Source organism: Spirosoma liriopis (assembly GCF_023196085.1).
Taxonomy (GTDB): domain Bacteria; phylum Bacteroidota; class Bacteroidia; order Cytophagales; family Spirosomataceae; genus Spirosoma; species Spirosoma oryzicola.
Genome location: NZ_JALPRF010000001.1, coordinates 802,621 through 816,243, shown reverse-complemented (window position 1 = coordinate 816,243; position 13,623 = coordinate 802,621). Strand labels below are relative to the sequence as shown.

The following is a 13,623-nucleotide window of genomic DNA, read 5'->3' as shown; positions in this document are numbered from 1 at the left end:
TAATTGTTTGAGGAAGCGCTTAGTTGACAACCAGACGTTTGGATAACAGACTGGTTGGTGTTTTCACATTCAGAATGTAGCTTCCTGGTACCAGATTATTTCCGTCGAAGTTGACCTGATAACTGCCCGCTGGTTTTTTCTCGTTGACCAATGTTTGTAGCCGATAGCCCAATAGGCTGGATACCTCTACCAGAACGTGTTCTTCCTTCGCCAGCGTGTAGTTGACGGTTGTACGCCCCGAGAACGGATTGGGTGACGCCGATACCTGGTATACGTATTCAGGCTGGCTGGCGGCTACCCGCGCCTTCGCCAAGGCTTCCCACTGCGAGAAAGTGCGGGTAACAATAACGGCGAAATCAGCGCGACTGACGGTCTGCAAAGGTTTAAAAACGGCGCGAAGTGTTGGTTTTAAGTCATACGGCCCCTGAGCAACGCTGTAGAAGGCGTTGATCAGATTCAGGTCCAGCGCGACGCTCACGTACCCTTCCATGCCTGCCGGTATGCTGGCTGCATCATCGAGAGTTAACGTTTTTCCATCAACCGTCAGACTAACCGGTTTGCCCGAACGTGCCAGCGCTGCTTCCTGTAATCCCAGACTTTGAACAAGTGAATAAGCCAGCGAAACCCGATTGACATCATCCCAGGGCGCAAAATTATTCTGGCTCCGGGGCAGCATCACGCCTTTGAATTTCTGTTCGCCATCCCGAAGGGATGCACCTTGTGCTGTTACCGATTCGGCTAGTAAAGCCTGGCTATCGTTCACATCGTAAAATGATTTTGTACCATTGGTTGGAAAATACTGACGAACAGCCTGGCCCATGCTCAAGTAGTCCGCTAAATGAATCCGCTTAAGCGACTCGTTTGGTTTGAACTCACCGTATAATCCGTCGACCAGGCGCTTGGTTATCGCTAGTTTAATGGATGCTTCGGCTGCGTGACCGGCAATGTCACCAAGCCCTTTGGTGCCACTAGCGGTCAAGGTAGAAATCGTGCCGTTGATTGTTTCAGGAACTCCTAGGTATCCTTGTATACCGGTTACTTTCAACGTCCAGGAACCCGCCAGGGGTAATGATACGGCCACATTGCGATCCGTAGACAGGGCGAAGGTAAGAGGTACTCCCGAACGATACTGAGTACCATTGGGATCAACTAGCACTAGACCAACCGTATTACCTGTTTGCTCCAGCAATCCGAAAGCGGCTATTTTAGCTTCGAGGCTGTTTACGCCCGCAGGTACCGAAAATGTAAATTGATTGCTGCTGCTGGTTGCTGGGTTGTAGTTGACGGTGAACGCTTGTGTAGAAAGCTGCGAATCAACCGAGCTGTTGAAGTTTCGTGTGCTGTTGAGCGTTGTCCCAAAACTAGCACCCCGGTAAATGTAATCGACAGCGGCATAGGCGTTAACGTATCCCGATCCTACTTCCCAGGATTGCCGGCCAGGCATATTAGTCGCCGTATTTTGAATAATCTGACGGACCTGCGCCGGAGACAGGGAAGGTTTAGCTTCCAACATCAGAGCAACAATACCCGCTACGTGTGGAGTTGCCATAGAAGTACCGCTCATAAACGTATAGAAAGGTACATGCGCGGCCTCTAGCTGTGCAATGTCGGTCTGAATACCTAGTGAGGCTACCGGACCGACCACACGAGTTGATATAATGTCTACACCAGGTGCTACAATCGTTGGCTCGTTTTTATAAGTCCACGTTTCGCCATCTACGCTGAACGTACCTCCCTGACCCATTACGCCCCGTGACGAAAAATCAGCCAATCGGCCGTATTTGTCGCCAGCGCCTACCGATATAACCCACGGCGCGATGGCGTATGGGTTGTGCGTGTCTGAGCCAGGACCGCTGTTTCCAGCGGCAAACACAACGACCATCCCGCGATCGTACGCTTTTTTAGTAACTAGGTTGATCGGGCTGTTCGGATCAAACCGCCCGCTGGTCCCGAACGAATTGCTAATCACACGAATATTGTACTGGTACTGATGCGTCAGGGCGTAATCGAAACCGCCAATAGCGTCGAGCACCAGCAGGGCACCCCCTGAACCGTAGCCAAGCAGAGAGGCACCGGGAGCAACACCTTCGTACTTTCCGTTGGATTTTGCCCCATTCCCGCCTACCGTGCCAGCGCAATGCGTTCCGTGACCTGAGTTTGAATCTGTATTGGGAACGCCTTCGATATAGCTGACCGGGAGAAGCGAATTCAGCGAGTTCAAATTAGTTGTGCCCAGCGTGTTTTGTACCAGATGCGTCCCAAATTTGATGTCGTCGTGCGTACCGTCAACACCGCTGTCGTTGATAAGCACGCCAATTCCTTTTCCGGAAATAGGTAGTCCTTTGTTCGACGCGGTCATCGTTTTGTCAGCCCGTAACCGCTTTACACCCGTTAGATGAGTGGCGTCGTAGTTATAGTAATTAAGTCTTTTGTTGAGATAAAGTGATTTGACCTCTGCGCTCATCGATAATGCGTTTACTTGGGCAGCAGTTGCCAAGATACCCGCAATGGGAAGGGATTTAAGCGTTACGCCCTTTGTAATCCCCATCTGGCGCAGAAGATCGACCTGAGTTGGTAATGGTGCTGCGTCACCTTTAAACGTAACGATGACTTGGGCCAGTGGATTGGTACGTAATGCGTCTTGCAACTCTGGATCGACTACTGCCTGTGCCCAAGTAGACTGAACAGACAAAATAGAGAGCACTAACAATGTTAGAAATTGTTTCATTGGCTTATTGAGCTGATTGATACTATGGAACGATTGGTTTCGGGTATGAAAGACACGCCGTCCGTTGAGTAGGACAGAATCAGACTTTCATCAACTCAGTGGAGCGTGTAGCGAACCTGTAAACAGCTGCAGTCTGTGGGAGGAACTACTTCTCTAATGAAGACACATACGGAAGGAGTATTAATACGGATTTAGTCTTTTTCGTCTTACGAGAAAAATTATGCTTTAATAGTTTTAAATAGAGTAATTTTATATTACGTAAATAAGCATTATTGGTATAATATTTTAAATATGATGAAAGTTCGATAGTGATTTTGCAGTTATTACTTATAAATATTTATACAGTGATAGTGTGATAATGAATAAGTAATATTGAGAAAATCATATTTAATGAACGTGCAATAAAAAAAGTCTGCCACGGTATGTAGCAGACTTAAAAGCCGATAGTATGCAGTAGGGTGGAGATAGTCGGATTCGAACCGACGGCCTCTACAATGCCATTGTAGCGCTCTAGCCAACTGAGCTATACCCCCTCAAAAACCACTTGGTGGCGGTTTTGTGGCTGCAAAGATTGGAAAAAAAATAGACTAGCCCAAATTGCTGGTTAAAAAAGTTAAATCGTCCGATACCTGAAACCGCTTACACTTAACCAGGTTTGTTTTATGTTAACAATTACGTAGCTTTGATAATAGTATACGACATCTCATGCATACGGTTTATATCATCTACAGCCCATCAACTGATCAATATTTTATCGGTCAGTCGAAAGACCTGAAAATCACGTTGTGGCAACACAATGCCAAAACAAACCCAGCTACAGCCGAGGGTAAGCCGTGGGAAGTTAAATTCACAAGGCAGTTTGCTACGCGTAATGAAGCCTTAAGCTTAGAGATGAAGCTCAAAAACAAGGACCGAGTTTATTGGGAAGAACTAATCAACAATCCGCAGCCAGCCGTATAGTTCTTGCTGGTGAGATAAAATAATTGTAAAACGAAAAGAGGACGCTCATTAATGAGCGTCCTCTTTTCGTTTTGTAGACTTAAAATGGCCGTAATGCTTTGACAAAGCGACCCTTGAAGTAATCCGCAAACAAATTATCTTCCCGAACACCCCGCGACGATGATGCGTGAATGAACCGAATATTACTGCTGCCGTTGACCTCCGTTACAATACCTGTGTGCGAAACATAACCAGCCTGCCCCTTATCGGGAACGAAGAAGATCAGATCGCCGGGCAGTATGTCAGTCACTTCTACTTCCCGGCCTACTTCCGATTGTTGCCACGAAATTCGGGGCATCCGCAAGCCTACCGTATTAAAAACAGCAAATACCAATCCTGAGCAGTCGATACCGTCCGTTGTATTTCCACCTGATCGATAGGGGGTACCGGTATACGTTCGGGCTATCTTCACGACTTCCGGAACGTACCGGTTCTCGTACGTTCGCGAATCTACCACTTTACCGACCGACTTGGCAGGGACTGCTGGCGGTCGGGCCGGGGTTTTACCCGTCGGTGTTCGGCGGGCCACTGAGCTGGACCCAGCCGAGCGACGACTGACCGAATGGGACGGTCCCGAAGAACGTAGCACCTCGCAGGAGGTAAGTAATGAAAGCAGGCAAGTGCTCAGGAGAACGGAGCGCTGTAAGCTCCGTGACCAGCATTGTTGCATATGGATGGGATTTGTAGTGCACGTTTATCGCAGTCATCCAACGACGATACAAGTGCAACCTATTAAATTTTCATGGACAACGCAATCCGTTTGCGAGCCTTGTCTACTTCCAAAACTTTAACTTTTACTTTCTGGTACACCTTAACCACTGTTTTTGGATCGGAAACGTAGTGATTGGCCAACTGAGAAACGTGAATCAAACCGTCTTGCTTGACACCGATATCGACAAAAGCCCCAAAAGCGGTGATGTTGGTCACCACACCATTTAGTACCATACCTTCGTGCAAATCATCTACGGTCCGAATGCGGGCGTCGTACTCAAACACCGCTAATTGCTCGCGTGGGTCTCGACCTGGTTTTTCGAGCTCGGCCAGGATATCGCGTAGGGTAGGTAGACCAACCGAGTTGGTTACGTATCGTTCGGGGCTAATCTGTTTACGCAATTCAGCCTTTTGGATAAGGTCCATCACCGTGCTTTTCGCGTCAGCCGCCATTTGTTCGACTACCGCATAACGTTCCGGGTGTACGGCGCTGTTGTCAAGCGGATTCTTGGCTCCTTCAATGCGTAGAAAACCCGCGCACTGTTCAAAGGCTTTCGGGCCGAGCCGGGGGACTTTTTTGAGTTGTTCGCGGGAGGTGAACGCGCCGTTTTGCGCGCGGTAAGCAACGATGTTACCTGCTAGCTGGGGGCCAAGTCCCGACACATACCGGAGTAAGTAAGCACTGGCGGTGTTGAGGGAAACGCCAACCTGGTTGACACAACTTTCGACGACCGTATCCAGGCTATCTTTTAAATCGGTCTGGTCAACATCGTGCTGGTATTGCCCTACGCCAATTGATTTTGGATCAATCTTGACCAGTTCGGCCAGCGGGTCCATCAACCGGCGTCCGATGCTAACGGCCCCCCGAACTGTAACATCCTGATCGGGAAACTCCTCTCGGGCTACTTCGGAGGCTGAGTAAACCGAAGCGCCCTGCTCGCTAACCATAAAGATCGGTTTACCGACATTCAGGCTTTGAACAAATTCTTCCGTCTCTCGTCCGGCGGTACCGTTACCAATGGCTACGGCGTCGATTTTATGGCGCTCCAATAAACTTTGAACGGTTTTTACCGCCTGCTGTTTCTGGCTCTCTGATTGAAAAAGGTATAATACCGTATCAGCTAACAAATTTCCCTGGGCGTCCAGACAAACGGTTTTGCAGCCCGTGCGGTAACCGGGGTCAATGGCTAGCACGCGTTGCTGACCGAGCGGAGGGCTCAGGAGAAGCTGCCGCAGATTGTCCGCGAAGATCGTGATTGCAGCGCTATCCGCCTTCTCTTTCGACAGGTTTGCGAATTCAGTTTCGAGTGATGGTTTAAGGAGTCGTTTATAGCCATCGCGGATAGCCAGAGTGAGTTGTTGCCGACAATCCTGGGCATTTGACTGATTGTACAGAAACTGCCGGTCGAGCCGTTCGATAGCAACCTCTTCGTCGGGACCGATGCTTACCGAGAGAAATCCTTCCGCTTCGCCCCGGCGTAGCGCCAGTAATCGATGGGATGGGACACGCCGTAGCGGTTCCGCAAAATCAAAATAGTCTTTAAACTTTATACCGTCGACCTCTTTCCCTTTCTTGACAACGGAGCGGATAATTGCTTCGCGTTCAAACACGTTGCGAATACGCTGCCGGGCGTCGGCATCTTCGCTGATCCGTTCGGCAAGAATATCGCGGGCCCCTTGTAAGGCGTCACTGATGGTCGATACCGCATCGGTGAGGTGGCGTTGAGCCGCCCGTTCAAGGTTTGTTTCTCGCTGGGCAATGATCAGATTCGCTAATGGCTCGAGTCCCCGCTCAATCGCGATTGTCGCTCTGGTCTTACGTTTTTGTTTGTAGGGTAAATAAAGATCTTCAAGTTCAGTTAGCGAGTCGGCGGCTTCAAGCTTTCGGCGCAGATCATCGGTTAGTTTGCCTTGCTCGTCGATGATTTTTAGAACTGCATCTCGACGTTTATCAAGCTCTGTTATTTTTTGGTAGGTATCCTTAATTTGTCCGATTTGTAATTCGTCGAGTTGTCCCGTGGCTTCTTTTCGGTATCGGGCAATAAAAGGGACGGTAGCTCCACCAGTAAGCAGGTCAATCGTGGCGGTTACCGACTTGAGGTTCAGTCCAAGACGTACGGCTGTACGTTGTTCGGGTGATTGGGGCATTGGTAATAAAATAAATGGAAAGAAAGCGAATGGGCAATTTGGCGAAAAAACGGGTGTTGTGGTTGCTCATTCATCCACTAAGTAGGCTTGTAGGGGCAAAAAAAAACATGCCACTCGGCATGTTTTTACTACGGGTGTCTTTATATCTTACAATTAAGCTATTTCGACGTTAACGGCGTTTAAGCCTTTCTTACCGCGCTCGACGTTGAACTTTACTTTGTCGTTTTCGCGGATTTGATCGATGAGGCCAGAAGCGTGTACAAAAATGTCTTCGCCACCTTCATCGGGTCTAATGAATCCAAACCCTTTGGTTTCATTAAAGAATTTTACAGTTCCTGTTTGCATTGCTTGTTTAAAATTTAAGCGAAGGACGGCACAATAAAGATTAATTCCAAATATATATGAGGTTTTTCCCTCACAAGTGGAAAAATTTTTCGTAAAAACCGATTTATAAGTTTTTGAGCCTTAGCTATAAACCTATAATACGACAACTAATCCGATTCAAAACAGGAGTCGTATACGACCGACCGTGTTAGGCCAAATAAGGCAGATACGGCTCTAAGTGATCGGTATCTCGGAAGGCAGTGACCTGATGAAGATGGCTGTTATAAGCGTCGTAGCGAAGTTCGACGTAAAAATCCCGCAGGTTGTAGAGCAAGAATATATTATCGCCTTCGTAGCGATTGGCTAGTACATCACCGGCGAAGTAAAGGGTATCAAGTTGTTGCTGAGCGGGCAGCTTAGTAAAATCAGCGGGTTGCATAACATACGGGGGTTGACAAGCGAAGTACGCAAAAACCAGCCGCCTAGCCAAATGATCGTTCTTACTTTATATGTGACAATTGAAACATAGTTGCCGCATAACTAAAATAGTGTCTTGGCTAACTAACTACAAAACAGGCAGGTTTCCTGAGGCAACGGTATAGCTGCCTCCGGAAAATTTTTCAACCGATTTTGACTTCTCGCCCTGATCGGGCTGCTGCATAAATAGCCTCAACAATCTTGATATCGCGCAGTCCTTCTTCGCCGGGGGCCAGTACCGGTTTATTGTTCATGATGGCTGCCGCGTCATCGTCCATCTGCTGCGTTTGCTGGTAGGGCACCTCGTAAGGGTGTTCAATTGTGCCACCGCTCCAAATACCTTTCTGACCGTTGTAGGCTGAATAGGGCTCTATCCGCATTTTTCCTTTTGAGCCGGTTACATCCAGAAAATTCATGTTCATGCCATAGCTGGTTTGTACCGCTGCCCGCGCCCCGCTCGGAAAAACAAGTTGAGCCATCGTCGTTTCGTCGAGTCCGTTTTTATAGACATCCGGTCGGGTGGTGTATTGCTGAGCGGTTACGGCTATCGGTTCTTCGCCGGTTGCCAGACGTGCTCCTTGTAATACATAAACGCCCATGTCGTACATCACTCCGCCACCCATTTCTTTTTTCTGCTTCCAGTGCGTAGTCCGGGCGTCGTAGTAACCAGCGGCACAGCTCACCATTAGCACTTTGCCAATTTTGCCGTCACGTAAGGTTTTTACGTATTCCTGCGTGTTGGGTTCATGGTGAAGCCGATAGCCAACAGCCAGTGACCGTTTATTTTTGGCGCAGGCATCAATCATGTTCTGACACTCTTTAGCCGTTACAGCCATCGGTTTTTCAACCCAAACGTGTTTGCCAGCCTTAGCCGCCCGAATTACGTATTCTTCGTGCATGGATGGAGGCAAAACCACGTATACGACGTCGATATCGGGGTTATTGGCAATCTGGTCGAAGGTTTGATACGAGTAGATGTTTTTATCGGGAATATTATACTGTTTCTTCCACTTCTCAGCCTTTTCGGGTGTACCCGTCACGATTCCGGCGAGATAACAGTTCTTTGTTTTTTGCAGAGCAGGAGCCAGTAAGTCCGTACTGTAATACCCCAAGCCAACCAGGGCCACGCCAAGTTTGTCTTTGGCGGGTCGGGTAGCGGCCCACAGGGAATTTGGGGCAATTGCCGTTGTGGCAGCAGTCAGCGTTGCCGCGTGTAGAAAGCTTCTACGAGAGGTCATAGGATTGGAACAGTTATAATAACGAGTTTCAAGAGTAAACTACGACTATCGAGCTGTAAACTACAAGTTTTGCCGAACCCACCCGATAAGAGTTTTGTTGGTTTTAGGCGTTAACAACACAGAACGCCCTACTTTTGCATTATGTCTAAAAAAGTCAATATCGGTTTAGTGCAGATGAGTTGCTCGGCCGATGTCGAAGCTAACGTCCAGAAGGCGATCAAGGGTATCCGTGAGGCTGCTCAGAAAGGTGCTCAGATCGTTTGTTTACAGGAGTTATTTACATCGCTCTATTTCTGTGATGTAGAGGACCACCATAATTTCAGTTTGGCTGAAGCTATTCCGGGTCCCACGACCGACCGATTAGGGAAGTTAGCCGGTGAGCTTGGCGTTGTTATCGTTGCGTCGCTGTTCGAAAAACGGGCGCAGGGGTTGTACCACAATACCACCGCCGTTTTAGATGCAGATGGCTCGTATCTGGGTAAGTACCGGAAGATGCACATCCCCGACGATCCGGGCTATTACGAGAAGTTCTATTTCACCCCCGGCGACCTGGGTTATAAAGTATTTGATACAAAATTCGCCCGTATTGGCGTCTTGATCTGCTGGGACCAGTGGTATCCAGAAGCTGCCCGCATTACGGCGTTGATGGGGGCCGAGGTGCTGTTCTATCCAACCGCTATTGGCTGGGATACCAACGAGCCCGATCCGGCTCAGAATACCGAACAGTACAATGCCTGGCAAACCATTCAACGCAGTCACGCCATTGCCAATGGTGTTCACGTTGTGGCCGTCAACCGGGTTGGGCGTGAGGCTGATCAGCAGTTCTGGGGTGGCTCGTTTGTTGCAAATCCGTTCGGTTCATTGCTCTATTTGGCCCTGCACGATCAGGAACTCGTTCACGTGCAGGAGGTTGATCTGAGTTTGTCTGAAAGATACCGGACAACCTGGCCTTATTTCCGGGATCGGCGCATTGATTCCTACCAGCCGATTACGAGACGGTACATCGACGAATAGTCGTCTTGCTTTTGTTCGTGGTTAAGTCGCTCTGTTCTGGGTGTGCGGCTTAACTACGACTGTGTATCCTACTCCCAAATCCATCGTGAAGCCTACTATGAAAATAGCTGCCTCGTTTTTAGTAGCTAGCCTGGCTGGTCTGGGCTTTTGGTACACGCGTCCTGCCAGACCCGCCGATCCTGTTGCGGTAGTGTGGCAAGGTCCTTTATCCAATCAATCACCACTCACACCAACTCCTCGTTCGCGGTTTACGCCAAGTACGCGCAAAGGTTATTACAACATCGACGTAGTCGGCGACTTCATGCTTCCTCCGACAAAGACAGTTACATTTTGCGGAGCCGGTCGTAATCTACACGTTCAGCAGGATCGTACGAAATTATTGCGTCGGGGCTTTTCGGCTATCGAACAGACGCGGATGGTACCTAACGTTGAAATATGGCTCGATGGTGATCCACCGAGAAACTGGAAAAGTAGTCTCCAGCAGAGCCAACGATCGTTGATTGTTTATCAGGCTTATTTTGCGAACAGTTTCAACCTGCCCTGGGCGCAGAACAGCGAACTGGCCCGCGACGTAACGTATCGGACACCTCCGGGGGCTCGTGCCATGCGAAACACGCTATTTCAGGCATCTTCGGAACTGGCGGGTGGGTGTTACGGATTTGGTGACTGTCCGCAGGGCACGATGAAGAGTACGTTTAGTAAAATTTTTCTCGACATTGAAAATGAAGGTACCAGTAGTGGCAACCAGCAGGAGCAGGCTAATCTGTACACCTTCATGATGAAAACGCTGAAGGATAACGTTAGCCCGCAAACTGAGGTTGGCTCCATCGCGCCCGTACCGCATAACAGTTTCGGTAATTCAAAAGCAGAGCATTACATGGTCAAACCGGACTGGCTCTGGAACACACCCGCCCGTCAGACCAACACCAGCAAACAGCGCGGTATGCCCGACGACATAGTTGGCAAATCCTATGCTGATTACGCTGATTTTCAGATGCCGGGTACCTACTACCTTTATCCAGATTTTGATTATTCGGCGCAACACACGGGTGATGGCGATCGTCACTGGCTAGCATCTTTATTGGCCGAACAGGAAGTCAACCGAAAGCTATCGGCTAAGAAGCGGATTGCCTGGCATTGGGTTTTCAATACGCAGAGTGCTGATTTCCCAAAGAGTGGTAAAGCCGAACATGCTGCTCCCCCCGCTGTGGCCGAAGGGATGGCTGTCTTTTACTGGTTTACAGGTGCCTACGGAGTGCTGTTCTGGGACGATCATAAAGACTTAGTACCTGATCAGCCTTCGCCCGCCGATCCACAGCAGCAGGGACTTGGTAACGATCGGAATTATGCTTGTTATGAACATTACATGCATGGTCTTTGGCGGTTGTTCAAACACCACGGCGATCTGTTCAACGGCAAAGAAATTTATCTGAACGAGGCAACAGAGTGTTCGTACGATGGTGGTAAAACATGGATCGCTTATAACGCGAATCAGATTAAAACACGCAATTTGCCTTTTGTAAGAGCCATCGTCAACGGAAATCAGATCTTAATAGCGGCTACGAAAGCGTACGCCCGACCCGAGCAAACTACCAAGGTGATGCTGCGGTACATTCAAAACGGCTATAATTTCTACACGACGCTCTCGCTCAAAGGAGACGAAATCTTTTTGGGCCGGTCTACGATGGGTCGTAGTACCGGGAGTCGTTAAACGAATTAGGTTGTGTGGTTAGTAGTTTGGCTAAATCAGTAACTTTATTGAAGCACGAATCGGCGGCTAGTGTCCGACTGGTACGAACTATACTTTGATTAGCATGAATCTTGGCATTGAAATAGGCGGAACGAAGCTACAACTGGTTACGGGTGATGCGAGTGGTCAAATTGACAAACGGTTTCGCTATACAGTTGAGCCAGTTCAAGGGGCCAAGGGTATTCTGAACCAGATCGAAGCAACATTGGCTCAGTTAACAGAGATACCCACTGCCATCGGCGTCGGTTTTGGAGGGCCCGTCAACTGGAAGACAGGGCATATTGCTACGTCTCACCAGATTGGCGGTTGGTCGGGCATCGATCTGGCGGGTTGGTTGCGTGAACGAGTTCCGGGCGCAACTGTTCAGATCGATAACGATGCTAACGTAGCCGCCTTGGGAGAAGCACGTCGGGGGGTAGCCACTGGTTTTGACAATGTCTTTTACGTAACGCTTGGTAGTGGGGTTGGTGGAGGGTTTGTGCAACAGGAACAGATTTATCACGGAGCTGTGCCGGGCGAGGCTGAACTTGGCCATTTGTGGCTGGTACCACCCGATGAGTCAGGGTCAGCCGGGCAAACGATAGAACAGACAATCTCGGGTTGGGCCGTCGATGAGCAAATTCGTAATTTATTAGCACAACTGCCGGACGATTCAGTTTTAAAGAAGCTTGTTCAGGACGCGCACGCAGTTAATCAGGTAGGGGGAGAAGCCCGATTTTTACACCCGGCCTACGAGGCCAGCGATCCGGTAGCCCGTATGCTGATCGAACAGATTGGGTCAGTAGCTGCGTTGGGGTTGTCGCATGTAATCCACCTGTTTCATCCAGACGCTATTGTACTGGGTGGAGGGCTATCGTTGATCGGTGAACCGCTACGGGCAGCCGTTCGTCAGGCGTTACCCCGCTTTGTTATGAAAGCGTTTCATCCGGTGCCGATTCTTTTACTGGCAAAGTTGGGCGAAGATGCAGTACCCGTTGGGGCCTTACAGTTGGCAAACGCTCTTTAAGCGTAGTTTTTGGTTTACAGGTAGTTGTATATGCTTTATATAAATTTATACAGCAAATGGAGACTTTTTTTTGGATTTACGTCATAACGGCCAATATCCTTGAATTTGTGTGCCTTACCTGTATTTTTGGACTTACAAATAAGTGACTACTCTGTAAGATACTTGGCAGGTGCGCTTTACTTAATCTCTATTTTTTATGTTTGCCAACAAAACTCCTTGGGTTGTCCTGCTGGTGCTCTGGATGATCGGCTCAACGTGGTGGCATGTCTGTAAAATCAAACAGTTGTGCGCTGACGATAGCCAGCCTTCTTCCGAAGTTGTCCCTGTCGATCCGTCTCTCGAAACAACGCCACCCGGAGCCGACGGCTACACAATTGCGGACGGAAATAGCTTTCGGCTTGACCTGCCCGGTAATTTCAGCTTTGCCAAATCTGGTAGCGACGCCAACATGAATACCCTGAGGGGATCGCTTGAACCGTTGTTGACCTACCTGAAAACGAACCCGAATCGTACGCTCGAAATCATCGGCTACTATTCGCCCACTGAAAGCAACACAACTACATTTGCCAACCTGGGACTTGCCCGTGCCGAAGGAATAAAGCAGTACCTTATCCAGCAAGGAATTCCAGCTGCATCACTAACGACGAAAGGAATTGAGCGCAACCTTTCCTTTATCGCCAACGGGGATTCGCTAAAGGGAGGTCTTGACTTTGCATTTGGAGAGATTGAGGCAAGCAGCCCTGAGCCGCTAACGGTAGCGACAACTACTACACCCGCTCCGCTTACGATGACGGCTCCTACCACAGAAACGGAACTGGCCGCTTCCGAGAAGTTTAAATCGGTTTTTGAGCCAATCGATCTGTATTTCTTACTTGGCGAAGCTAACTACATTCGTACGCCCGAAACAAAAAAGTTTTTTGACGAAGCTGTTCAGTATTTACGCGATCACAAGGATAAAAAACTCATCCTTACTGGTCATACCGACAACTCAGGTCCTGACGACGTAAATATGAACCTCTCCCGGGAACGGGCCAACGCTGTAAAAAATAAGTTACGCAAGTCCGGTATCAATTCGGATCAAATTACGGTGAAAGCGAAAGGAGAAAGTGAGCCAAAGGCCGATAACGGTACGATATCTGGTCGTAAAGCAAATCGGCGGGTATCGGTCGTGGTTGAATAAATTTAGTTTTAACCGTTTACGCTTTTGGTATCCTAACACCTGTTTGGA

General features: G+C 48.9%; 11 protein-coding genes and 1 tRNA gene. 5 read left to right on the top strand and 7 right to left on the bottom strand.

The window, feature by feature from the left end; genetic code table 11:
* Window positions 1-19: 19 nt before the first annotated feature.
* Together M0L20_RS03440 and M0L20_RS03435 are read right to left on the bottom strand one after the other, a co-directional pair.
* Complete coding sequence (locus tag M0L20_RS03440) at window positions 20-2,728, bottom strand: S8 family serine peptidase (RefSeq protein WP_248475727.1); 2,709 nt, start codon at window positions 2,726-2,728, stop codon at window positions 20-22.
* Window positions 2,729-3,187: 459 nt separating this feature from the next.
* Window positions 3,188-3,261, bottom strand: a tRNA-Ala gene (locus M0L20_RS03435).
* 172 nt (window positions 3,262-3,433) lie between these two features.
* Between M0L20_RS03435 and M0L20_RS03430 the strand changes: the two genes are divergently transcribed.
* The gene (locus M0L20_RS03430) at window positions 3,434-3,688 is read left to right on the top strand and encodes a GIY-YIG nuclease family protein (protein WP_232559459.1); all 255 of its coding nucleotides are present in this window, start codon (window positions 3,434-3,436) and stop codon (window positions 3,686-3,688) included.
* Window positions 3,689-3,767: 79 nt separating this feature from the next.
* Here the strand turns inward: M0L20_RS03430 and M0L20_RS03425 are convergent, their stop codons facing one another.
* From M0L20_RS03425 to M0L20_RS03405, 5 genes are all read right to left on the bottom strand, one after another.
* Window positions 3,768-4,316, bottom strand: a complete 549-nt coding sequence (locus tag M0L20_RS03425; protein ID WP_435531813.1) for a C40 family peptidase — start codon at window positions 4,314-4,316, stop codon at window positions 3,768-3,770.
* A 143-nt stretch (window positions 4,317-4,459) separates the two neighbouring features.
* Window positions 4,460-6,586, bottom strand: coding sequence for a Tex family protein (locus M0L20_RS03420; RefSeq protein WP_248475716.1), 2,127 nt, complete (start codon window positions 6,584-6,586; stop codon window positions 4,460-4,462).
* A gap of 153 nt (window positions 6,587-6,739) precedes the next feature.
* A complete protein-coding gene (locus tag M0L20_RS03415; RefSeq protein WP_232559456.1) occupies window positions 6,740-6,931 on the bottom strand; it encodes a cold-shock protein in 192 nt (63 codons plus the stop codon).
* Between the two features lie 187 nt (window positions 6,932-7,118).
* Window positions 7,119-7,349: a hypothetical protein gene (locus M0L20_RS03410; RefSeq protein WP_232559455.1), complete on the bottom strand. Its 231-nt coding sequence runs from the start codon at window positions 7,347-7,349 to the stop codon at window positions 7,119-7,121.
* A gap of 181 nt (window positions 7,350-7,530) precedes the next feature.
* On the bottom strand, window positions 7,531-8,625 hold the full coding sequence (locus M0L20_RS03405) for a Gfo/Idh/MocA family protein (RefSeq protein ID WP_232559454.1): 1,095 nt from the start codon (window positions 8,623-8,625) through the stop codon (window positions 7,531-7,533).
* Window positions 8,626-8,766: 141 nt separating this feature from the next.
* On the opposite strand from M0L20_RS03405, the gene M0L20_RS03400 reads away from it, so the two are divergent.
* The 4 genes from M0L20_RS03400 to M0L20_RS03385 all read left to right on the top strand — a co-directional run bounded on the left by M0L20_RS03400 (window position 8,767) and on the right by M0L20_RS03385 (window position 13,575).
* Window positions 8,767-9,639, top strand: a complete 873-nt coding sequence (locus M0L20_RS03400) for a carbon-nitrogen hydrolase (protein WP_248475714.1) — start codon at window positions 8,767-8,769, stop codon at window positions 9,637-9,639.
* Window positions 9,640-9,736: 97 nt separating this feature from the next.
* Window positions 9,737-11,350, top strand: coding sequence for a hypothetical protein (locus tag M0L20_RS03395; protein WP_248475713.1), 1,614 nt, complete (start codon window positions 9,737-9,739; stop codon window positions 11,348-11,350).
* Between the two features lie 103 nt (window positions 11,351-11,453).
* Entirely contained in the window at window positions 11,454-12,395 is a 942-nt protein-coding gene (locus M0L20_RS03390; protein WP_248475712.1) for an ROK family protein, read from the top strand.
* Between the two features lie 196 nt (window positions 12,396-12,591).
* Window positions 12,592-13,575, top strand: coding sequence for an OmpA family protein (locus tag M0L20_RS03385; protein WP_248475711.1), 984 nt, complete (start codon window positions 12,592-12,594; stop codon window positions 13,573-13,575).
* Window positions 13,576-13,623: the final 48 nt, after the last annotated feature.